This window comes from Paraglaciecola algarum (genome assembly GCF_021532655.1).
Taxonomy (GTDB): domain Bacteria; phylum Pseudomonadota; class Gammaproteobacteria; order Enterobacterales; family Alteromonadaceae; genus Paraglaciecola; species Paraglaciecola algarum.
The window spans coordinates 38042-61918 of sequence record NZ_JAKGAS010000015.1; the positions used below are offsets into that span (position 1 = coordinate 38042).

Annotated in this window: 19 protein-coding genes and 3 tRNA genes; 5 read left to right on the forward strand and 17 right to left on the reverse strand. The window is 39.5% G+C overall.

Features of this window, described 5'->3' with window-relative positions; translation table 11 throughout:
• Nucleotides 1-4 precede the first annotated feature (4 nt).
• The 5 genes from L0668_RS18820 to sdhC all read right to left on the reverse strand — a co-directional run bounded on the left by L0668_RS18820 (nt 5) and on the right by sdhC (nt 6148).
• Complete coding sequence (locus L0668_RS18820; RefSeq protein ID WP_235314273.1) at nt 5-2827, reverse strand: 2-oxoglutarate dehydrogenase E1 component; 2823 nt, start codon at nt 2825-2827, stop codon at nt 5-7.
• 112 nt (nt 2828-2939) lie between these two features.
• Nucleotides 2940-3650: a succinate dehydrogenase iron-sulfur subunit gene (locus tag L0668_RS18825; RefSeq protein WP_235314274.1), complete on the reverse strand. Its 711-nt coding sequence runs from the start codon at nt 3648-3650 to the stop codon at nt 2940-2942.
• A gap of 12 nt (nt 3651-3662) precedes the next feature.
• A complete protein-coding gene (gene sdhA, locus L0668_RS18830) occupies nt 3663-5432 on the reverse strand; it encodes a succinate dehydrogenase flavoprotein subunit (RefSeq protein WP_235314275.1) in 1770 nt (589 codons plus the stop codon).
• Nucleotides 5433-5780 carry a succinate dehydrogenase, hydrophobic membrane anchor protein gene (sdhD, locus tag L0668_RS18835; RefSeq protein ID WP_235314276.1) on the reverse strand — a complete coding sequence of 116 codons (348 nt, stop codon included), beginning with the start codon at nt 5778-5780 and terminating at the stop codon, nt 5433-5435.
• Nucleotides 5774-6148, reverse strand: coding sequence for a succinate dehydrogenase, cytochrome b556 subunit (gene sdhC / locus L0668_RS18840; RefSeq protein ID WP_235314277.1), 375 nt, complete (start codon nt 6146-6148; stop codon nt 5774-5776). The genes sdhD and sdhC overlap by 7 nt, the downstream gene beginning before the upstream one ends.
• 437 nt (nt 6149-6585) lie before the next feature.
• Between sdhC and gltA the strand changes: the two genes are divergently transcribed.
• The 4 genes from gltA (at nt 6586) to L0668_RS18860 (ending at nt 10935) form a co-directional block, all read left to right on the forward strand.
• Nucleotides 6586-7866, forward strand: coding sequence for a citrate synthase (gene gltA, locus L0668_RS18845; protein WP_235314278.1), 1281 nt, complete (start codon nt 6586-6588; stop codon nt 7864-7866).
• A 237-nt stretch (nt 7867-8103) separates the two neighbouring features.
• Nucleotides 8104-9327: a hypothetical protein gene (locus L0668_RS18850; protein WP_235314279.1), complete on the forward strand. Its 1224-nt coding sequence runs from the start codon at nt 8104-8106 to the stop codon at nt 9325-9327.
• A gap of 112 nt (nt 9328-9439) precedes the next feature.
• Nucleotides 9440-10381, forward strand: a complete 942-nt coding sequence (locus tag L0668_RS18855; protein WP_235314280.1) for a substrate-binding periplasmic protein — start codon at nt 9440-9442, stop codon at nt 10379-10381.
• Nucleotides 10378-10935, forward strand: coding sequence for a CBU_0592 family membrane protein (locus L0668_RS18860; protein ID WP_235314281.1), 558 nt, complete (start codon nt 10378-10380; stop codon nt 10933-10935). Before L0668_RS18855 ends, L0668_RS18860 begins: the two co-directional genes overlap by 4 nt.
• 295 nt (nt 10936-11230) lie before the next feature.
• On the opposite strand, the gene rpsO is transcribed toward L0668_RS18860, so the two are convergent.
• From rpsO to L0668_RS18910, 10 genes are all read right to left on the reverse strand, one after another.
• Complete coding sequence (gene rpsO / locus L0668_RS18865; RefSeq protein WP_235314282.1) at nt 11231-11500, reverse strand: 30S ribosomal protein S15; 270 nt, start codon at nt 11498-11500, stop codon at nt 11231-11233.
• 147 nt (nt 11501-11647) lie between these two features.
• A complete protein-coding gene (locus L0668_RS18870) occupies nt 11648-12778 on the reverse strand; it encodes a sodium ion-translocating decarboxylase subunit beta (protein WP_235314283.1) in 1131 nt (376 codons plus the stop codon).
• Between the two features lie 13 nt (nt 12779-12791).
• The gene (gene oadA, locus L0668_RS18875; protein WP_235314284.1) at nt 12792-14573 is read right to left on the reverse strand and encodes a sodium-extruding oxaloacetate decarboxylase subunit alpha; all 1782 of its coding nucleotides are present in this window, start codon (nt 14571-14573) and stop codon (nt 12792-12794) included.
• A 25-nt stretch (nt 14574-14598) separates the two neighbouring features.
• Entirely contained in the window at nt 14599-14862 is a 264-nt protein-coding gene (locus L0668_RS18880; protein ID WP_235314285.1) for an OadG family protein, read from the reverse strand.
• A gap of 310 nt (nt 14863-15172) precedes the next feature.
• Nucleotides 15173-15249, reverse strand: a tRNA-Arg gene (locus tag L0668_RS18885).
• Between the two features lie 55 nt (nt 15250-15304).
• Nucleotides 15305-15381 (reverse strand) — tRNA-Arg (locus L0668_RS18890).
• 18 nt (nt 15382-15399) lie between these two features.
• Nucleotides 15400-15489: transfer RNA gene (locus tag L0668_RS18895), tRNA-Ser, on the reverse strand.
• Between the two features lie 350 nt (nt 15490-15839).
• Nucleotides 15840-16055 (reverse strand): carbon storage regulator CsrA, encoded by a 216-nt coding sequence (gene csrA, locus L0668_RS18900; RefSeq protein ID WP_235314286.1) that lies wholly within the window; start codon nt 16053-16055, stop codon nt 15840-15842.
• 141 nt (nt 16056-16196) lie between these two features.
• Entirely contained in the window at nt 16197-18794 is a 2598-nt protein-coding gene (gene alaS, locus L0668_RS18905; RefSeq protein ID WP_235314287.1) for an alanine--tRNA ligase, read from the reverse strand.
• A 118-nt stretch (nt 18795-18912) separates the two neighbouring features.
• Nucleotides 18913-19368, reverse strand: a complete 456-nt coding sequence (locus L0668_RS18910) for a regulatory protein RecX (RefSeq protein ID WP_235314288.1) — start codon at nt 19366-19368, stop codon at nt 18913-18915.
• Nucleotides 19369-19427: 59 nt separating this feature from the next.
• On the opposite strand from L0668_RS18910, the gene L0668_RS18915 reads away from it, so the two are divergent.
• Nucleotides 19428-20576, forward strand: coding sequence for a GNAT family N-acetyltransferase (locus L0668_RS18915; protein WP_235314289.1), 1149 nt, complete (start codon nt 19428-19430; stop codon nt 20574-20576).
• 6 nt (nt 20577-20582) lie between these two features.
• Here the strand turns inward: L0668_RS18915 and L0668_RS18920 are convergent, their stop codons facing one another.
• Both L0668_RS18920 and metH read right to left on the reverse strand, forming a co-directional pair.
• Entirely contained in the window at nt 20583-21197 is a 615-nt protein-coding gene (locus tag L0668_RS18920) for a DUF938 domain-containing protein (RefSeq protein WP_235314290.1), read from the reverse strand.
• Between the two features lie 10 nt (nt 21198-21207).
• Nucleotides 21208-23868 (reverse strand): methionine synthase, encoded by a 2661-nt coding sequence (gene metH / locus L0668_RS18925; protein ID WP_235314291.1) that lies wholly within the window; start codon nt 23866-23868, stop codon nt 21208-21210.
• Nucleotides 23869-23877 lie beyond the last annotated feature (9 nt).

The window sequence follows — 23877 nt, forward strand, 5'->3', positions numbered from 1 at the left end:
TTCCTTATTTAACTGTTAATGCATCATCAACCAAGTCTTTTTGTTGTTGGTTGTGAACTGAAATATATCCTACTGCAGGTGACGCCGAAGCTTGTCTACCAGCGTAGGTCAATGTTGCGTTTTGAGGTAGTGAAGACCAGAAATGGTGTTGACTACAATACCAAGCACCTTGGTTTTGTGGCTCTTCTTGACACCAAACCCAGTCTTTAGCTGTTTTATATTTACTGGCAATTTGTCCCATCTCTTCATGTGGGAAAGGATAAAGCTGCTCAATACGAACAATAGCTACATCGTCTTGGTCGTTTTTACGTCTTTGTTCTAACAAATCGTAATACACCTTACCTGAACACATCACCACACGTTTTACCTTGCTTGGACTGATGTTATCAATCTCATCAATTACGTTATGGAATACACCTTCGGACAACTCTTCCATACTAGAGGTCGCTAAAGGATGTCTTAATAAGGATTTAGGCGACATTACTATCAAAGGTTTACGCATAGGGCGAACCGTTTGACGACGTAACATATTAAATACTTGTGCTGGCGTAGAAGGTACACATACTTGCCAGTTATGATCCGCACTCATTTGTAAGAAACGTTCTAACCTAGCAGAACTATGTTCAGGACCTTGACCTTCATAACCATGGGGTAACAACATAGTTAAGCCACATAAACGGCCCCATTTAGCTTCACCTGAACTTAAGAATTGGTCGATAACCACTTGAGCACCGTTGGCGAAATCACCAAATTGCGCTTCCCAAATGGTTAAACAACCCGGCTCTGCAGTGGCATAACCAAATTCAAAGGCTAAAACTGCGGCTTCAGATAAAACCGAGTCATAAATTTCCATGGTGCCTTGATCAGGACTAATATGCTGCAAAGGCATGTAGTCAGAACCATCTGTTTGATTATGTAACACAGCGTGACGATGGAAAAACGTACCTCGGCCTGAATCTTGACCTGTCATTCGAATGTTATCACCCGTATCAACTATTGAAGCGTAGGCTAGATTTTCTGCCATTCCCCAATCCAACGCTTTGTCACCGGCAACCATGGCTTTACGATCTTGGTATAACTTAGCCACACGAGAATGAAGCTTATGATCTTCAGGGAAAGCAATTAGTCTTTCGCCTAACTGTTTAATTTTTTCGACACTTATCGACCCGTCATATTTAACGTCCCAATCATGCCCAAGATAAGGTGTCCAATCCACAGAGTGTTCTGTCATTGGGCGCCATTCTTCTACCACACATGCACCGTGATCAAGTGCTGCACGATAGTCAGCCACTAATTTGTCAACCTCGTGGGCATCAATGGTGCCTTGTGCAATTAATTGATCAGCATACAATTTGCGTGGCACTGGATGCTTTTTAATTTTCTGATACATCAAAGGCTGCGTGGCATTTGGCTCATCAGCTTCGTTGTGGCCGTGACGCCTGTAACAAACTAAATCAATCACTACATCACGTTTAAATTGGTTACGGTAATCAAGGGCCAATTTAGTTACAAATAATACCGCTTCTGGATCATCCGCATTCACATGGAAAATTGGCGCCTGAACCATCTTAGCAATATCAGTACAATATTGAGTTGAACGGGTATCTTCAGTTTTAGAGGTAGTAAAACCAACTTGGTTGTTGATAACAATACGAACCGTACCGCCCACTTTAAAGCCACGAGTTTGCGACATATTAAAGGTTTCTTGCACAACACCTTGACCTGCAATCGCTGAATCACCATGAATAGTAATGGGCAGTACCATAGAGCCGTCTTCACAACCGCGACGATCTAAACGCGCACGTACTGACCCTATCACCACTGGATTAACAATTTCTAAATGAGACGGATTGAAAGCTAAAGCTAAGTGTAAGTTTCCACCAGGCGTAGCGTAATCAGATGAATAACCTGCGTGGTATTTCACATCCCCCGCACCTAACGAATCATCATGGTTACCGGCAAATTCATCAAATAATACCGAAGGGTTTTTACCTAATACGTTTACTAATACGTTTAAGCGACCACGGTGAGCCATACCCACCACCACTTCTTTAGCACCTTTGGTCCCTGCGTGACTGATTAGACTCTTAAGCATTGGTACTAGAGAGTCACCACCTTCCAACGAAAAACGTTTAGCTCCTGGGAATTTGGCTCCTAGGTATTTTTCCATTCCGTCTGCTGCAACTAATCCTTGCAACAAACTAATTTTTTCTTCTCGGGAAATTTCTGGTTTGGCTTGAACCGATTCAATTCGCTGTTGTACCCAGCGTTTTTGTTCAGTATCGGTAATGTGCATATACTCGGTACCGATAGAACCACAATATGTGCGATTAAGTGATTTAAATAATTCACCTAATGGCATGGACTCTTTACCAATAGCATAGGAGCCAACATTAAATGTGGTATCAAAATCGCTTTCAGATAAATTATGATGCGATAACTCTAAGTCACGCACTCTTGGTTGTTTCCACAACTCAAGTGGATCTAGGTTGGCATGTTGGTGCCCTCTAAATCTATAAGCGTTAATGAGTTGCAGAACTTTAACCTGTTTTTCGTCACTAACGGATCCAGTTTGAGGTGCGGACGACCCTGCTCTGGCAGCCGGTCCTAACGCAGCTAAAGTTCGAAATTGATCTCTTACGGCACTGTGTTTTGATTCAACCTCAACTCCATCGAGTTTAGGTAGCTTATCAAACACTTCTCTCCATTCTTCAGACACATTTTGTGCATCTTCCAAATATAGCTCATACATCTCTTCTATATATGTAGCGTTTCCACCAGCTAAGTGAGAGGAGTCCCACCATGCTTTCATCACGCGTTGTTGCATTGTCGTCCCTTGGTTGAGTAAGACTTACAATTATGTGTGCATATGCACACGTCAATACCTTATGGCTTACACATTACTAAAACGAGCCAATAAATATATTGGCTCTGAGTTTCTATACCGAACGTTTTAATAACATAGATTTAATTGAGCCAATCGCTTTTGTAGGATTAAGGCCTTTAGGACAAACATTGACACAGTTCATAATACCGTGACATCTGAATACACTAAATGCGTCATCTAAATCATTTAAACGTTGTTCTGTTGCTGTATCTCTACTATCTGCTAAGAATCGATAAGCATGTAACAATCCAGCAGGACCGATAAACTTATCAGGATTCCACCAGAAAGATGGACAAGACGTGGAGCAACATGCACATAAAATACATTCGTACAATCCGTCTAATTTTTCTCTTTCTTCCGGCGCTTGTAAAAACTCACGAGCTGGCGGTTGATTGTCGTCGTTAATCAAAAACGGCTTAATCTTTTCATATTGAGTATAAAATTGCGTCATGTCTGTGACTAAGTCACGCACAACAGGCAAGCCTGGTAATGGGCGCACTACAACTTTCGAACCTTTAAGAGCAGACAAAGGTGTAATACACGCTAGGCCATTTTTGCCATTCATGTTAACACCGTCTGAGCCACACACACCTTCGCGGCATGAACGACGAAAAGACAGAGTTGGGTCCTGCTCTTTAAGAGCAATCAAGGCATCCAATACCATCATGTCTTGGCCTTCATCCACTTCAAGTTTGTAGTCTTGCATACGTGGCGCATTGTCTACGTCAGGGTTGTAACGGTAAACAGAGAAATTCAATTGCATAATCGTTACTCCTTAGTAAGTTCTGGCTTTAGGTGGGAAGGCTTCACGAAGTTTAGGTGACATATTCACTTCACGTTTAATCATTGAGTTATCTTCAGGTAGGTAGACTGAGTGGCATAACCAATTATCATCGTCGCGCTCAGGGAAATCGAAACGACTGTGAGCACCACGACTTTCTGTTCTAAAGTTTGCTGCAACAGCTGTGCTGTAGGCAGTTTCCATTAGGTTGTCTAGTTCTAAACATTCGATACGTTGAGTATTAAAGTCGTTAGACTTATCATCTAAACGAGCATGTTGTAATCTTTCGCGAATTTCACCTAACTCTTTCAAGCCAGTTGCCATCGCGTCACCTTCTCTAAATACTGAGAAGTTAAGTTGCATACACTGTTGTAGATCTTTCTTAATTTGCACTGGATCTTCGCCTTTACCGGCATCTGAGTTTTCCCAGCGGTTAAAGCGAGTCAAGGCTGCATCAACGTCGTCATTAGACGCTTCACGCGCTTCGATTCCATCAATGGCTGAGCCTAGGTGCAAACCAGTAGCTCGACCAAATACCACTAAATCAAGCAGTGAGTTACCGCCTAAGCGGTTAGCACCGTGTACAGACACACAAGCAATCTCACCACAAGCAAATAAACCTTTGATTGGGGTTTCTTTGCCGTTTGCGTCAACGCTCAATGCTTGACCATCTACGTTAGTTGGAATACCACCCATCATATAATGACAAGTTGGAATAACCGGGATCGGTTCTTTTACTGGGTCAACGTGGGCGAAGGTACGAGACAACTCCAAGATACCAGGTAAGCGTGATTCAAGAACTTCTTTACCTAAGTGATCGAGTTTTAATTTACAGTGTGGTCCCCAAGGGCCATCACAACCACGACCTTCGCGGATTTCCGTCATCATTGAACGAGCAACAACATCACGGCCAGCTAAGTCTTTTGCATTAGGTGCATAACGTTCCATGAAACGTTCACCATCTTTATTTAATAAGTAACCACCTTCACCACGGCAACCTTCGGTTACTAGCGTACCAGCACCGGCTATTCCCGTTGGGTGGAACTGCCACATTTCCATATCTTGCATTGGCACACCAGCACGAAGTGCCATGCCAACACCGTCACCTGTGTTAATGTGTGCATTGGTAGTTGAAGCATATATACGCCCTGCTCCACCTGTAGCTAAAACCACAGCTTTAGATTTGAAATAAACTACTTCGCCAGACTCGATATCGATTGCAGTGCAACCAACCACATCACCGTCTTGGTTTTTAACTAAATCTAAGGCATACCATTCGCTGAATACTTTAGTCTTGTTTTTAACATTTTGTTGATATAACAAATGTAGTAAAGCGTGACCGGTTCTATCTGCTGCAGCGGCAGTGCGAGCACCTTGCTCACCACCGAAGTTTTGAGATTGACCACCAAAAGGGCGTTGGTAAATTTTTCCGTTTTCGAAACGAGAAAATGGTAACCCCATGTTTTCCATTTCGATAATAGCTTCTGGGCCAGTTTTACACATGTATTCGATAGCGTCTTGGTCACCGATATAATCAGAACCTTTAACCGTATCGTACATGTGCCATTCCCAGTTATCTTCGTGGGCATTACCTAGAGCAACAGTAATACCACCTTGGGCAGATACCGTATGTGAACGAGTAGGAAAAACTTTTGATAACAAGGCACATGATTTGCCAGATTCAGAAATTTGTAATGCTGCGCGCATACCAGCACCACCAGCACCAATTACAACTGCATCATACTCATGAACAGGAATACTCATTTACACACCCCACAAAACAAATAAACCAATAACCACATAAATAAATGCAATTAGGTTTAGAAAAAACTGTATAGCAGCACTAAGACCTGCCGACTTAACGTAATCCGTTAGTACTTGCCACATACCAATTCGAATGTGCAACATTACTGAAACTAAAGCTGCAAAGGTAAACACTTTCATAGCTAAACCGGAAAATAAATCTTTCCAAACAACATAAGTGACTTCTGGTGTAGTAAGAAAAAACCAGCCGATAAACAAAGAAAAAGCGGTCATAATAATCGCGGTAGCACGTATAGTTACAAAGTCCTGTACACCATTACGTTTTAAACTGGCTTGTTGAGTTACCATAAAACAACCCCCACTAAGATAGTTAAGATAATCCAAAGTGCGATAATTGCTTTAGCACTTAGGTCGCCTGATTCGAGCTCTTCCCAATGCCCCATATCCATAATCATATGTCGAATGCCCCCTAAAATATGATAGATCAGGGCTGAAATTGTGCCTATAGCCACAAACTTACCTAAAGGACCATTCATTTGTTCTTTAACAAAATCGAAACCTTCGATTGAAGAAACCGATACTGCCCATGCCCAAATCACAAACATTAGCGCAAAAAATAATGCGACACCTGTAATACGATGGAGAATAGAAGTAATAGCGGCGGGAGGAAAACTAATAGTGTTGAGTTGTAAATTAACTGGTCTTTGTTTTTTCACGTTTTTCGCTCTTTATACCCGTAGGTCGTTTAAACATTTTATTCGAGCTAACTTCTCGAAAAGCCTCGAATGTTATTAATTTGTTAAAAGCAGCATCTCTTCCATAAGATTGTTAAAGACTTGTAAACTAGAGGTTAAGTAATATCATACTTACTATAGTCAAGCCCTGTAAGCTCAAGAAGTATATCCAGCGTAGCAAATAAATACAATTATTGTTCTATTTTAATGCCTTATAACAAGTATTAAGAATGTAGACTATCCGGATCTAAATTTTTATTTGCCTTTCATCCAGCAAAAAAGTCAATATTAATAGGATTGCTCTATTAAAATTGGCATAATTAAAAATTGTCAGTACAAATGGCGGACACTTTCCGCCCCCAGTAAACAGAATATAAATTCTGTTTATCGAAATAAAACGATTCTGAGGAGAACGACATATGGCAGATAATAAAGCCATTTTGAAAGCAGGTGATGCTGAAATTGAACTACCTATTTTATCTGGAGTTGCAGGTAACGATGTTATAGATATTCGTACATTAGGTAGTAGCGGTTATTTCACCTATGACCCAGGCTTTATGGCTACGGGCTCATGTGAATCCTCGATTACGTTTATCGATGGTGCCAAAGGCGTATTGCTACACCGTGGTTATTCTATTGAAGAGCTAGCTCGTGATGCAGACTACCTAGAAGTTTGCTACATGTTATTACATGACAAAACGCCTAATTCAGAAGAGTATAAAGCTTTTAAAGATACCATCACTCGCCACACTCTTGTGCATGATCAAGTCAATAATTTCTTCCGAGGTTTCAGACGTGATGCCCACCCAATGGCCATGTTATGTGGCACGGTTGGTGCGATGTCTTCGTTTTACCATGACGATTTAGATATAACCGATCCAGAGCAAAGATTACGTAGTGCATACAGGTTAGTGGCAAAAATGCCGACGTTAGTTGCTATGTGTTATAAATACAACATTGGCCAACCATTTGTTTATCCTAGAAACGATTTAACCTACGCTGAGAATTTCTTAAATATGATGTTCTCAGTTCCGGCTGAAGATTATAAAATTACTCCAGCAGTATCAAAAGCAGTAGACAGAATATTCACTTTACATGCAGACCATGAGCAAAATGCATCTACATCAACAGTCCGTTTAGCCGGCTCTTCAGGTGCTAACCCTTATGCCTGTATCGCAGCTGGTGTAGCCTCTCTTTGGGGACCTGCTCATGGTGGTGCAAATGAAGCTTGCTTAACTATGTTGCAAGAGATTGGATCAGTAGATCGCATTCCTGAATTTATCGCTAGAGCTAAAGACAAAGCTGACCCATTTAGATTAATGGGCTTTGGTCATAGGGTTTATAAAAACTTTGATCCTCGTGCCACGGTTATGCGTGAAAGCTGTCATGAAGTATTATCTGAGCTAAACATTGATGATCCATTGTTGAACGTAGCAATGGAACTAGAAAAAATAGCCCTAAGCGACCCATACTTTGCTGAGAAAAAATTATTTCCGAATGTAGATTTCTATTCAGGAATTATCTTAAAAGCAATTGGTATTCCGACTAACATGTTTACTTGTATTTTCGCATTAGCTAGAACAGTAGGATGGGTATCTCATTGGCATGAAATGTTAAGCCAACCTGGACAAAAGATTGGTCGTCCTCGTCAGCTATACACTGGTGAAGCAAAGCGTCCATATAATAAAATTGATAAATAACTGTTGAGTTAAATCCAGTTATCAAACTCAAAAAGCTACCTAAGGTAGCTTTTTTTTTGCTTACTGTCCTTTCCTGCTAGTGTGTGGTTTTGATTACTAGCGGCATAGTGTTGAATCAACAAATCGGTTGTAGGAAGAATTTTTAATTAGCAGTAGAGATAAGTATATTGGCAAGGTAGTATAATTTGTATGAATAACATCACTTATTAAAACTGTATTAAAAACAAGCGATTATATATGCAAGAGTTACCTATTAGAATCACCACCATCAGTCCAATTTATTCACCACTAAGTCTCTCCACAGGCATTAATCATTCGTCTGATACTTTCTTCGAGTTGTTAAACCAACTTACTAAAAACAATGCATACAGTAAGCGCATTCATAGTGAGAAAAAACTGCAAGACTATTTATCAATAGCTAAAGATAATCGTGAAAATCGATTAATGTTATGGCAAGATTCTGAAAACCCAGACTTAAAAATACATGTATTTCCAAATAACGTTGCGGTTGTTGAAATCGCGTTGACGCTAGACTCAAATTTATCGACAAATGAGCTCATGAAACAATGTCGATTAACAACGAATAACCTCATATCCCAATGTTACTCCCGATTTATCCAATCTCTGCAAGAATCTATTAGTAAATTACAATCTCAACGTATTAAATTGAGTAGTGAGCATATTGACAGCCCCTATATTTATTGGACAACTCGCGCCATGTTGCTAACAAAAGAAGAATTACAACTTAGTCCTAAGCAGATTTTAATCAAAAGCTGGTTGAAAGACACTCGACGTTCAGCAGATGCAGACGATATTATTTCAGGTAGTAAAAACTATTCTCTAACCTGGTTAAACTATGTATTAATCGACCCCGCTACAGAAGATGAAGATCCTCGTTTAAGCACTATGGTTTTAGCACAGTATTTTTATACCGCCCAAGAAAACTGTAACAATCAATTAAAACAAGCGATTGATGGTGCATACAACAGCAAGAAATATAGTGAGACTAATAAAAAGCTGGCTAGCAGCCGGGTATTGGCTCGTTTGCTTCAAGTGGAATATCACGAACATATAAATTATCTAAACCCCTTTAAGCGAAATTTACTAAACGAAATTCTTAGTGGATGGGAATTTACATCCTTAAACGCCAATGGCCAACGCATGATTGAAGTATGCTCGAGTCGCTTGCAAGAGGAAGATAACAAAAGGCGTGAGCGCAGTACGGTCATGACAGATTTACTCTTAGTCACACTAAGCTTTTTTACTGTATTTGAATTATCTTTATACTTAACTGAGTTCAGTAGAGAAATGATGTCACGGCCAGCTCTAGATTATAATGATGACAAAACATCCTTCTTTTTACAGTTTATTGCCAACGTCGATGCTGACATTATGTTTGGTTTCGGTTTTATTTTGACTTTGTTATTAGTCATTTTATACAAATTTATAAAGGCTAAATAACGTGCGATTAAAAACTTCATTATGGCTAATTGTTACCAGCTTTGTTATTTGTAACCCCGTTTTTTCCGAAGGCAGTAGTATAGACCCTACTAACACCGCGGAATGTAAACCAATGTTGTTAAATTCCAACAGTGTAGCCCGCATTAACACCGCGGAATGGCAACCTTATATAAATGCAAAAGGTGATCCATTAGGCTCAGCAGCAGAGTTAATCCAATTATTATTTAGTCAGGATAATACTGAAGTTATCTGGCAATATCAGAATTTTGAATTAGCCTATAACCAGGTGAAAAAAAATCAAAAGCTGGCAGCTTATCCTTATTTCAAAACTCCCCTTCGTGAAGCAGAAGTACTATTTTCAGATCCCATATTTAATGTCACGAGCCACATCTACTATAGCCGCCAATTCAATGAAGATATTCAACTAGCCGATTTAAAACGTTTCCGAATTGGTAAAGTAACCGATTACAGTTACGGCACAGAAATAGACAAAATAGTTGCAGATGCAAAAGATATAAATAGTGAAAAACAGGCTCTAATTGAACTATTAAATAATGAAATTGACTATTTACCTATGACTGAAAGTGTCATGAATAACTTGTTAATAGAAACCTTTCCTGAACAAATGTTATTAGTAAAACCCCTGTCTGCTGTCAAGGGTAACGCTAGCTTACATTTAATTGCTTCTAAAACTGCTGAGGGTGAAGCTTTAAAAGCACAATTAAACCGGCTTATTTGTCACGTAAAGGAATTAGACAGTTTACAAACTAATCCGTTAAAATTACCTAATAAATTAGATGTTGCCAGCTTAACCGCTGCAGAGGGCTATCCAGTAATATTAGGCCAAAGTCAAATTGAAGGCTCACCTGACTATTTCACCTTGCCACAAGGTACAAAAGTGTTAGTCATAAAATGGAGTAGTAAAATACAGGCCCCTTCAAAGTCGGATCGACTATATAAGAATATGATGGACTTAAGTAAAGTGGTGGTTCTTAATGGGCCCCATGTAGGTAAAGAGTTATACATTCGTAATATGTATATTGAGCTACAATGATATTTACATTTTTAGGATGGTTTGGCACCATCAGTTATTTGCTCAATCACGCCTACATCTCTTTAATCCAACAGCGTAATGATACCATTTATTATGGCGGCAACCTTTTAGCTGCATCAGCATTAGTTATTAGCTCTATAGCTAGCAATTCGATACAAGCAGCAGTAATAAATGGCTTTTGGGCAATTATTAGTATTTTAATATTAATTAAAGTTGACTTAAATCGACTCCCCTTTAGTCGTAGGATTTTTAGACTAATATTATTGTGCTTTGCATGTGCTCTTTTATATCAAGCATATACCACCAAAGGACTTGATATAGAACTTTTAGGTTGGTCATCAGCATTTGTGTTTTCTGCTAGTTATTTGTTATTTAGCGTAGGTAAAATGCAAATTTTAAATTACTTAATATGTAACACCTATGCCGCATTTGCCATTTTGCCACAAGTCTGGGTCGATCAAAATTGGCCTGTATTTGGACTCGAAATATGCTGGGGATGCATCTCTATTTATGGTGTTACCCGTAAATATAGTGAAATACACTTAATTGATTAAATTTAGTTAACCAGAGCACCTAATAAGCTCTGTTGTTGAAGCCTAATTTGAATATATAACTCAATGATCTACTCATGAATGTCTGAATTGTTTAGCCTTGAAGATTAGTCGGTGACGAAATCTTTCTGAAATAGCTGGCGGATTACCGTACACAATAGCCGGCTATTATTAGACAATCAACGACGCTCGGCTCAAAAATAGCGTTACCAAGAGCTTTGGCTTTCCCAGAGCTCATATAAAAAGTAACAAACACAAAAAAAGACGCCTAAGCGTCTTTTTTTAAGGAAAACATCGATTAACGACGTAGACCTAAACGTTTGATCAAATCTTGATAACGCTCTGTGTTTTTACCTTTAAGGTAATCAAGTAATTTACGACGCTGACTAACCATACGTAAAAGACCACGACGTGAATGGTGATCTTTTTTATGATCTGCAAAGTGCCCTTGTAACTTATTGATGTTAGAAGTTAAAAGTGCAACTTGTACTTCAGGTGAACCAGTATCACCTTCTTTAACGCCATATTCAGCAATAATTGCTGAAGTTTCTTGTGTACTTAGTGACATAGTATTCTCCAATAAATAAGAGGTTAAACACAAACTTGCCGATCACTAATTCAGCAAGTCAAAAAGAGCGCGTATTATAGCCATGAGCTTTAGAATAGCAACTATAAAATGCTCTAAACTATTTTAAGGTTTTATCCAACTTAACCTTTATCCAACTAGCGCTAATAAAATACCCGCAGCAACCGCTGAACCAAGCACACCGGCGACATTTGGTCCCATAGCATGCATTAACAAGAAGTTATGATGGTTTGACTCTAAGCCAACTTTATTCACAACTCTAGCCGCCATAGGCACTGCTGATACTCCAGCCGCTCCAACAAGAGGGTTGATGGGTTCTTTACTAAACTTACTCATAGTTTTAGCCATTAAAATGCCAGCTGCAGTACCGATAGAAAATGCAATTGCTCCTAAAGCAAGGATCCCTAAGGTCTCAACTGTTAAAAACATCTCTGCAGAAAGCTTTGAACCAACCGCTAAACCTAAAAAGATAGTCACTATATTAATTAATTCATTCTGTGCGCTATTACTTAAACGATCAACTACGCCCGACTCTTTCATTAAGTTACCTAAACAGAACATGCCCACTAATGGCGTGGCTGAAGGTAAAAATAAAATTGTTAGTAATAATACCGCTAAAGGAAAAATTATTTTTTCACGTTTAGACACCACGCGTAATTGTGGCATGACTATTTTTCTTTCTTCTTCGTTAGTTAATAAACGCATTATAGGTGGCTGAATTAAGGGTACTAAAGCCATGTAAGAATATGCTGCCACCGCAATTGCACCTAGTAAATCAGGGGCTAACTTTGACGCTAAGAAAATAGCTGTAGGGCCATCTGCACCACCTATGATGGCAATTGCTGCCGCATCTTTAAGGGTAAACTCAAAACCAGGCACTAGATTTAAGGCAATAGCACCGAACAAGGTTGCGAATATGCCTGCCTGTGCGGCCGCGCCCAATAACAACATTCTAGGGTTAGCAATTAACGCACTGAAGTCAGTCATGGCCCCAACGCCCATAAATATGAGCAACGGGAACACCCCAGTATCGATACCAATTTTATAAACATAATACAACACCCCACCTGCTTCACTGAAGCCAGCTAATGGAATGTTAGTTAAAATTGCACCAAATCCTATCGGGAGTAACAGTAAAGGTTCAAATTTTTTGACTATGGCTAGGTACAATAGTAATGCCCCAACTGTCATCATAATTACCTGGCCTAACTCAAAATGAGCTAATGCCGTGCTTTGCCATAATATTTCCAGCTTTTCCATTACCTAGTATTCCTTAACCAATCACTAACAAAGGTTGGCCAGTTTGTACTGAGTCGCCTTCTTTAGTTTGAATACTGGATACCACACCTGATGATGAAGCACGGACTTCAGTTTCCATTTTCATAGCTTCCATAATGATAATTACATCACCAGAATTAACCGCATCACCTTCGCGTACTAATACTTTAAAAATATTACCTGCAAGTGGAGCGTTAAGTGTCTCTCCACCCTTTGAGGCTGCTGGAGCAGCGGCTACTGGAGCCGCTCCTGATGCCGCAGGAGTAATACTAGTTAATGCGCCACTTTGTGCCACTTCAACTTCGAATACTTGACCATCAACACGCACTGAATATGCAGAGCTTTCGCTTGAACCAGCGGTACTAACTTGACTAACTGGGGCTGGTTCATTGCCAGGAGCAGGTTCAAATGCGTCTGGGTTATTACGGTTTTTCAGGAACTTCAAACCAATTTGTGGGAACAAGGCATACGTTAAAACATCGTCAACCGTATCTGTAGCAAGCTCGATTGAATCTTCTTTAGCTAAGCCAGTTAACTCCTGAGTTAACGAGTCTAATTCATCCTCAATCAAATCAGCTGGGCGACAAGTAATAGCTTCTGCACCGTCTAATACACGCTTTTGTAACTCAGCATTGACTGGGGCGGCCGTAGCGCCATACTCGCCTTTTAAAACACCTGCGGTTTCTTTACTAATGTTTTTATAACGCTCACCAGTTAACACATTAATAACTGATTGGGTGCCAACAATTTGCGAAGTTGGAGTCACTAAAGGAATAAAACCTAAATCTTCACGTACTTTTGGAATTTCTTTTAGTACCTCATCCATTTTATCACCAGCACCTTGCTCTTTAAGCTGGCTTTCCATGTTAGTTAACATACCACCTGGCACTTGGGCAATTAGAATACGTGCATCTACTCCTTTCAGACTACCTTCAAATTTCGCGTATTTTTTTCGTACATCACGGAAGTATGCTGCTATGTCGGCTAATTTAGGTAATTCAAGGCCTGTGTCTCGGTCAGTTCCTTCAACAATAGCAGCGATAGTTTCGGTCGCACTATGACCATAGGTCATACTCATAGACGAAATAGAGGTATCTAAAATATCAATGCCTGCGTCAATAGCTTTTTGGTAAGTTGCCGTACTTAGGCCTGTAGTTGCATGGCAGTGCATGGCAATTGGCACTTCAATCGTTTCTTTTAAACGACTAACGAGTTCTTCACAGTCATACGGCTTAAGTAATCCGGCCATATCTTTAATACAAATTGAATGTACACCCATATCTTGTAATTGATTGGCCATGTCTAACCAAGTTTGTAAATTATGTACAGGTGAAACCGTGTAAGACATGGTTCCTTGAGCATGGGCTCCTTGCTTGATGGCTGCTTTAACTGCTGTTTGCAAGTTGCGAATATCATTCATCGCATCAAAGATTCTAAATACATCGACACCATTGGTGTGAGCTCGCTCGACAAATTTTTCAACTACATCGTCAGCGTAATGTCTATAACCTAAAAGATTTTGACCACGCAACAACATTTGTTGTTTGGTTTTAGGCATGGCTTTTTTAAGTTGTCTAATTCTATCCCAAGGATCCTCACCTAAATAACGAATACAAGCGTCAAATGTTGCGCCCCCCCATGTTTCTAATGACCAATACCCCATTTCATCTAATTGACTGGCAATCGGTAACATATCTTCAAGGCGCATTCTGGTGGCCAAAATAGATTGGTGTGCATCACGCAATACAACGTCGGTTATCGCTAAAGGTTTACGCATAGGGATACTTCCTTAAAATATTAGTCTAGTGGTTACGTCTGTATTGACGAACAGCTGTAGTTATAGCGGCAACAATTTTGGGAGAAACTTGTTGAGAGTTTTGAGAAACTTTAGGAGTAAATGACTGGGAGCTTGAGTGGCTTGACTGGTCTTCAGGGAATAATCGATTAGCCCAAGCAATTAAATTAACGGCGCCAATTAGCATAGTCAGAAATAAGAATACGACTCCCATACCTACTAATAATAAATTAGCTGCTTCAAGTAGAGCACTGGCAACATCTGCTTGCATAAAATGAATCCTCATTAATAAAAATATCAATACCGAATAAGTACCATGCAGCCTGATAAAACACAACAAACCAGCAAGAGGAAATGAGCATAAAAAATAAGAAAATATTCACTTAACTAGAATATTTACCCATTAGTATCAGCAATTTAACTGCATGGTTACATTTTGTGCAATAAACTCACCAACAAGCCTTATATGCTGTTATTTTGGTAAATTTAGTTGTTCCTTAACAAGCTTATTAATAACGCCATACATATATCCTAAAGTACGACTCAAAAAAAAACCCCACATAACAGTGAGGCTTTTAATATGGCGCGTGTGGAAGGATTCGAACCTCCGACCGCCTGGTTCGTAGCCAGGTACTCTATCCAGCTGAGCTACACACGCGTAAAACAAGTTACTTTAGAAGAATACAACATTTATTCATCTAAATATAGGAAAGTGGCGCGTGTGGAAGGATTCGAACCTCCGACCGCCTGGTTCGTAGCCAGGTACTCTATCCAGCTGAGCTACACACGCGCAATACAAATTTGCCAATGGCGGAAAGGGAGGGATTCGAACCCTCGGTACGAATTAACGTACGGTTCCTTAGCAGGGAACTGGTTTCAGCCACTCACCCACCTTTCCGTTTTAACGGCAAACATTTATTCGAGCATGATAAAATATCTATGAACACTTAACTAAGAATAATACTAGTATTTCCTTAGTAGAAAGTGCTTGTAGCCACTTGGCCACCTCTCCTAAATGTGGAGCCGAAGTTTACTGATACTCAGCAGTAAGTCAAACATTTTTTATTAAGTTTATGACTGTTTGTTGAGAATTCATACAATGGGAGTTTAACTGCTTAAAAATTGATATCTTTAGCTCAAAATAACAGCAAAATTGGCTACAAAAAGAATCCCTTACAGAAACGTAAAGTGTAAAATTCAGGCATAAAAAAAGCTGGAAAATCCAGCTTTCCTACATATCAAAGTGAATTACTCACTATCACTTCCAGCAACTTGTTCGTTACCGGTAGACTGTGCATTTTTTTCGGCTTGAATACGCATATATATTTCTTCACGGTGCACAGATACTTCTTTAGGTGCGTTTACACCAATTCTGACCTGGTTACCCTTCACCCCTAATACGGTAACAGTGACGTCATCACCAACCATTAGAGTTTCTCCAACACGACGAGTTAAAATTAGCATTCTATTGCTCCTTTATCCGTTAATTAAAATACAAATCCTTGTTTAAAGTTAGAGTAAAAATTTAATTTCGCCAAAATTTTTACGCTTTCGGTTTTATCCCTATCTTTGTTGTCACTACAAAAAATAACCGAAAAATTCTATTTATAATTTATCGTTCAACCAAGCATGTACAGAACTTAAAGCTGAATCTAAGTTTTCTGGCTGAGTTCCACCAGCCTGAGCCATATCAGGACGTCCACCACCCTTACCGCCAACTTGTTGGGCAACAAAGTTTACTAACTCTCCCGCTTTCACTTTTGCGATGAGATCTTTGGTGACACCTACAATAAGACTCACTTTGTTAGTATCAGCTACCGCTAACACAATAATGGCACTAGATAATTGATTTTTAAAGTCATCAACCATAGCTCGTAAAGCTTTAGCTTCAACTCCTTGTAATTGAGTAGACAGCACTTTTATACCATTTATTTCAATCACTTGAGATAAAACATCTGCCCCAGCACTAGCTGCAAGTTGTTGCTTTAATTTATCTAGTTCTTTTTCAGTAGCTTTATTTCGCTCTAACATTTGCTCAATACGTGCGACTAGGCCATCTGGATCTGTTTTTAATAAACCCGCTAACTTTGATATTTGTAGTTCGCGAGACTGCACAAACTCTACAGCCTTTTCTCCAGAAACCGCTTCAATTCTTCGAACGCCTGCGGCAATACCACCCTCTGAAACAATCTTAAATAAACCAATCTCACCTGTACTTGTGACATGAGTGCCACCACATAGTTCCATTGAGAACTCTCCCATGGATACCACTCGTACATCTTCTTCGTACTTTTCACCAAACAAAGCCATGGCCCCAGCAGCTTTTGCTTCTTCCAAGTTCATCAGTTTGGTTTGTAAAGTCTGATTCATTCGGATCTGTTCGTTTACTAAAGTTTCTACCTTTTGTAACTCTTGGGCTGTAACTGCCTCAAAATGTGAAAAATCAAACCTTAATCTTTCATCAGTGACTAAAGAACCTTTTTGATTTACATGTTCACCTAACACTTGTTTTAGGGCGGCATGCATCAAATGCGTAGCACTATGGTTTACTTTTATCGCTTCTCTGCGTTCAACATCAAAAGCTACATTTACTTGCTCATTAAGCTTAAAGTTACCTGTTACAACACCTTTATGAGCAATGGCATTTCCTAGTTTTACCGTATCTTTAACCTCAAAAACACCGGTACTTGAGGTTAATTGCCCAGTGTCACCAATTTGACCACCAGACTCAGCATAAAAAGCACTTTGATCTAATACCACTACACCTTGTTGTCCGTCATTTATTAACTCTACAGACTTGCCTTCGGCAAACAATTCAATCACTTTTGCTTGGTGAGTTATTTTATCATAGCCCAAGAAGTCCGATGAGCAATTAGACTTTAGTTGCTCATTGTAATCTGTATCAAATTGACTTGCCTGTTGCGCTCTTTTTCGCTGTGCATCCATTGCAGCTTTAAAGCCATCTTCATCAATCGTCAGGTTTTTCTCTCTGGCTACGTCATTGGTTAAATCAGCTGGAAATCCATAGGTATCATAAAGTTTAAAGACCACTTCACCTGGGATCACATCAGAGTCTAATTCTTTAATGGCATCGTTAAGAATATTCATGCCTCTTTCTAACGTACGAGAAAACTGCTCTTCCTCGGTTTTAAGTACTTTTTCAATTAACTGACGATTATCTTTTAACTCTGGATAAGCATCGCCCATTTGAGTTTCAAGTGCAGCCACTAGGCGATAGAAAAACACATCGCTAGCACCCAGTTTATTACCATGTCTGACAGCACGCCTAATAATACGTCTAAGTACATATCCACGACCTTCATTTGAAGGTAAGACACCATCAGAAATCAAAAAGCTACAAGAACGAATATGATCAGCAATCACTCTAAGAGATTTATCTTGCTTGTCAGTTGCCCCGACAATTTTAGCCGTATCTTCAATTAAATTTTCAAATATATCGATTTCGTAATTACTATGCACATTTTGAATTATGGCTGAAATACGCTCTAAGCCCATGCCAGTATCGATAGAAGGTTTTGGTAGAGGATCCATAGTGCCATCAGCTTGACGGTTAAACTGCATGAAAACTAAATTCCAGATTTCGATAAATCTGTCACCGTCTTCTTCTGGTGTGCCTGGACGCCCCCCCCAAATATGCTCACCATGATCGTAAAATATTTCTGAACAAGGGCCACACGGACCGGTATCACCCATTGACCAAAAATTATCAGAGGTGCTAATCCGAATAATTTTATCTTCACTTAAACCAATTGTATTAGCCCAAATGTCGAAAGCTTCATCATCTTCATGGTAAATCGTGACTAATAATTTTTCTGCTGGAAGTTTTAATTCTTTGGTTAAAAATTCCCAGGCAAATTGAATGGCTTCAGTTTTAAAATAATCCCCAAAACTGAAGTTACCTAACATTTCAAAGAAAGTATGGTGTCTTGCCGTGTAACCTACATTTTCAAGATCATTGTGTTTACCACCAGCACGAACACAACGTTGTGATGAAGTCGCTCGGTCATAACTGCGAGATTCAGTCCCTAAAAACACATCTTTGAACTGGTTCATCCCCGCATTTGTAAACAACAATGTTGGATCATCTCCTGGGACTAAAGACGAACTAGACACTTTTTGGTGCCCTTTTGAAGCGAAAAAATCTAAAAATGCGCACCGAATCTCGGCGGTAGTCATACTCATCAACAATCCTGAAATATAATAATTATTAGGTTAATAAAAAAGGCGCAATCCATTACCACACCTGCTTGTGGGCGCAACGATATCACGATTACACTGTGCTTGTTAAGTTGTTCACCTGCTATTTTTCAACTGATTCAAGAGCATAGCTAATTTGCTCTTGGCTAAAACCTCGATAATACATAAACCTTTGTTGTTTTTGCCGAGCTTTCCAGTCAGTTCCAGCTTCCTCAGAAAAACGTTTGATAAATACTTTTTTGGCTAGTTCGAACCAATCAATTTGTGCCTCTTTAAACATATTAGCTATGACATCTGGATCGATATCGTGCTCTTTCAACTCTTGCAATATTCTTCTCTGGCCAACCCCTTTGCCTGTGCGAGTTCTGATCAAAGATTCAGTAAACCTTTGATCACTTTGAATATTAGATTCACAAAATTTAGCTATCCACTGCCGACATTCGTCAGGTTCAAAATCACGTTCTATTAGCTTTTTAAAGAGTTCACTTTTACTATGTTCTCGCCTTGCCAATAATCGAGTAATAGTATGTTTGATGATTTTAATGTTATTCTCTGCCATATTATTAAGGGAAATAAACTTAGCTAATTAAATGTTGACTTTAAGGATGCAAAAAATCAGTGTTTAGCGTCAAATTTATCACCTCAATTGAGAAAATAGGACAAAGTGTTTGGGATGACATTGCCCAAGACACTAACCCATTTTGTAAATACACCTTTCTGCACGCCTTAGAAAGCTCTAAGTCCGTTGGTCAAGGGTCAGGTTGGTTCGTGCAACACCTGATCATATATCAAAACCAACAAGCTGTGGGGATTTTACCTTTATACAAAAAAACACATAGTTACGGCGAATATGTGTTCGATTTTGCTTGGGCAAACACCTATCGCCAATATGGCCTAACATATTACCCCAAACTGGTTGCAAGTATTCCATTCACTCCGGTAACAGGTGCTAGGTTAATGCTAAAGCCTGACATTGACCAAACTGAAATTATCCCGTTAATTTGCGAAAAGTTACAGGCTCATATCAAACAAAATGCTATGTCTTCTATGCATTGGTTGTTCGTAGAGGAAGAACTATCAAACTCCTTAGCAGAACAAAACCACCTAAAACGCCATTCAGTGCAATTTCAATGGTTTAATCGAGATTACAGTAGTTTTGAAAATTATTTAAATCATTTACATTCCCGCCGACGAAAACGCATAAAAAAAGAACGCCAGGCATTATTAGATGCCGATGTTGCAGTAAAAAGACTGCATGGAAATGCTTTAACCCAAGAAGATTTAGCGTTTTTTTATGAGTGTTATCAGCAAACCTACTTAAAGCGCAGTGGCCATCAAGGTTATCTAACTAAGGAGTTTTTTAATCAAATATTTGCCAACATGCGGGAGAATTTAATGTTGGTATGTGCATCTAAAGATAATACTCCGGTAGCCAGTGCTTTATTTGTTTTTGATAACAAACAACTTTGTGGTCGATATTGGGGGGCGTTAACTGAAGTCGATAAATTACATTTTGAATGTTGTTATTATCAAGGTATTGAGTTTTGCATCGAACAGAATATCTCGCAATTTAATCCAGGGACTCAAGGTGAACATAAAATTTTAAGGGGGTTTGAACCGACTTATTGCTACTCCAATCATTGGTTAAAACAGCAAGCTTTCCATGAAGGGGTAGAGCGTTTTATTAAGCAAGAAGATATCCAGCTCGCAGAATACAAAACTAACGCAGACAAGTTATTACCGTTTAAGCAATTAGAAAATAAATAATCAGAGTTACTTTCGCCAAACAAGCAACATATTATTTGCTGGCATCTTATTCTGTTCAACTAAAGACAAACCTACCGCCCACTCTTGTAACTGCTCAATTGACTGGATCCCGCCACAGTGTTGGCCTTTAAGATGTTGATCAAAAACCCGATTAGACTCGCTTGTATACTGGCCATTTATATTAAATGGCCCATATTGGCAAAATACACCTTCAGCAGGTAAATGTTCACCGACCAGCTGCATCATCTGCTGAGCTTCATGGGGCTGCATGATATGAGTAGAGTTTGCGGTGAACACAGCATCAAACTCAGCATTTGTTAAACCTTTGTGCTCAAGTGAGCTATTAGGCCAATCATGCTGCCCTATTTTAAAGTTTATCGGCGATCGTAAATTAACTGCTTGGGTCTCTTTCAGCCATAAATGAATTCCATCATGATTCGCCAATAAGTCACTTGTTTGCCACACAAGGTGAGATAAATTAGGTGCAAAAAAAGCAGCATGTTGCCCAGTACCAGAACCTATTTCTAACACCTGTTTAGATTGAGAAAATACTCTTTGCAACACATTTAAAATGGGTTGCTTGTTATTTTCACAAGCCTGACTATAAGGTTTATTGCTCACAGAACTACCTTTATTGAATATTTGGCCCTAACCATTTTTCCGCTTCAAGCCTGTCCCAATTTTTACGAGCTGCGTAATCCAATAACTGATCGTCTTGGATTTGAGCAACAGCAAAATAACGACTTTCTGGATGAGAAAAATAGAAACCAGACACAGCTGCACCTGGCCACATGGCATAACTTTCAGTCAGTTGCATTCCAGTGTGTTTTTCAGCGTCTAATAAATCCCAAATCAATTGCTTTTCAGTATGTTCAGGACATGCGGCGTAACCTGGAGCAGGCCGTATACCTTGATACTTCTCACGAATTAATTCTTCATTACTTAAGCTTTCATTAGGTACGTAAGCCCAAATTTCTTTACGTACTTTTTCATGTAGGTATTCAGCAAAGGCTTCTGCTAACCTATCAGCAATAGCTTTAACCATAATGCCGTTGTAATCATCTCCATCCTCAATATAGGCCTGAGCAAGCTCATCTTCACCTATACCTGCTGTCACTGCAAAGGCACCAACATAATCGGCTTTGTTAGAGTGTTTAGGGGCTACAAAGTCGCTTAAACAGTTGTTTGCACCTTTTGGTTTTTCAGTTTGTTGACGTAAGTGATGGGCAATATGAGCCACTGACTTACGGTTTTCGTCAGTATAAATCTCGATGTCATCTTGCACACTATTAGCAGGGAAAATTCCCATCACGCCTTTTGCTTGTAGCTTGCCATTTTTACTGCCACCTTCACATAAAGATTTAAGCAGGTCTTGTGCATCATCAAACAAGCTCTGGGCTTCTTTACCTACCACTTCATCTTGCAAAATACGTGGGTAACGCCCAGCTAAAGACCAGGTTAGAAAAAAAGGTGTCCAATCGATATAGTCTATTAATTCTGATAACTCTACATCAACAGGTATAACACCTAATTTTTTAGGCTTGGGTGGTTGATAACTGCTCCAGTCAAAATCAAAAGCGTTGGCTCTAGCTTGCTCTAAAGTGACAGGGCGAGTACGAGGCTTTTTGTTGGCGTGTTGTACACGTACTTTTTCATATTCAGCATCTAACTCTTTTGCGTAGTTAGCCCGATTCTCGGCTGAAATTAATTTTTGACACACACCCACCGCACGACTGGCGTTGGGCACGTAAACTACAGGCTGTTGATAGTTTTGTTCAATTTTAACTGCGGTATGGGCTTTTGACGTTGTCGCGCCACCAATCAATAAAGGTAAATCAAAATCTAAACGCTGCATCTCTTTGGCCACATAGACCATTTCATCTAACGATGGAGTAATTAGCCCAGACAAGCCAATCATGTCGACCTTTTCATCTTTAGCCACTTGTAAAATTTTGGCGCAGGGCACCATCACGCCTAGATCGATAATTTCAAAGTTATTACATTGTAAAACCACGCCCACAATGTTTTTACCTATGTCGTGTACATCACCTTTTACTGTGGCTAATAAAATTTTGCCATTGCTGCTGCCTTGATCTTTCTCCTTTTCAATAAAGGGATTAAGATAAGCCACAGCTTTTTTCATCACCCGAGCAGACTTAACTACTTGGGGTAAAAACATTTTGCCTTCACCAAACAAATCGCCCACTACATTCATGCCATCCATCAGTGGCCCTTCAATCACATGTAGTGGTTTATCTGCTTCTAGTCTTGCAGCTTCAGTATCTTCTTCTATGAAATCCATGATGCCGCGAACCAAAGCATGCTCTAGACGCTTATTTACCGGTAATTCGCGCCATTCTAAGTTATCTTTAACAACTGCTTTTCCGTCACCTTGATACTTTGGAGCGAGCTCTAATAATTTATCAGTTGCGTCTGGATGACGATTAAGGATCACATCTTCAACCGCTTCTTTTAATTCGGCTGGTATTTGATCGTATACCTCTAATTGTCCTGCGTTAACTATACCCATATCCATGCCAGCTTTTATCGCATGGAATAAAAATACCGAATGCATGGCTTCACGAACTGGGTTATTCCCTCGAAATGAGAAAGACACATTAGACAAGCCACCAGAGACATGGCAATGAGGTAAATTTTGCCTAATTTTTCTAGTCGCATTAATAAAATCTAAGGCATAGTTATTGTGTTCTTCAATACCTGTTGCAACCGCGAATATATTTGGATCAAAAATAATATCTTGCGGTGGAAAACCAATTTTTTCAGTTAACAATTTATAACTACGCTGGCAAATCTCAAACTTACGGTCTTCTGTATCCGCTTGTCCCACCTCATCAAAAGCCATAACAACTGTGGCAGCACCATATCGCTTTAATAACTTAGCTTGATGTAAAAAGTTTTCTTCCCCTTCTTTCAAACTAATAGAGTTAACTATGGCTTTACCTTGTACGCACTTAAGTCCTGCTTCTATTACCGACCATTTAGATGAATCGATCATAATAGGTACACGAGATATATCTGGTTCTGAAGCGATCAGATTCAAAAAACGAGTCATGGCAGCTTCTGAATCCAACATGGCTTCATCCATGTTGATATCGATAATTTGTGCACCGTTTTCCACTTGTTGGCGTGCCACATCTAGGGCTTTTTCATAATCATCTTCTAATATCAAACGTTTGAACATGGCAGAGCCAGTTACATTGGTTCTTTCTCCAACGTTGATAAAGTTAGCCGAGGCCTGAGATGGTTGCTCTAACATATCTTCTTGTTTCATCATAACCAC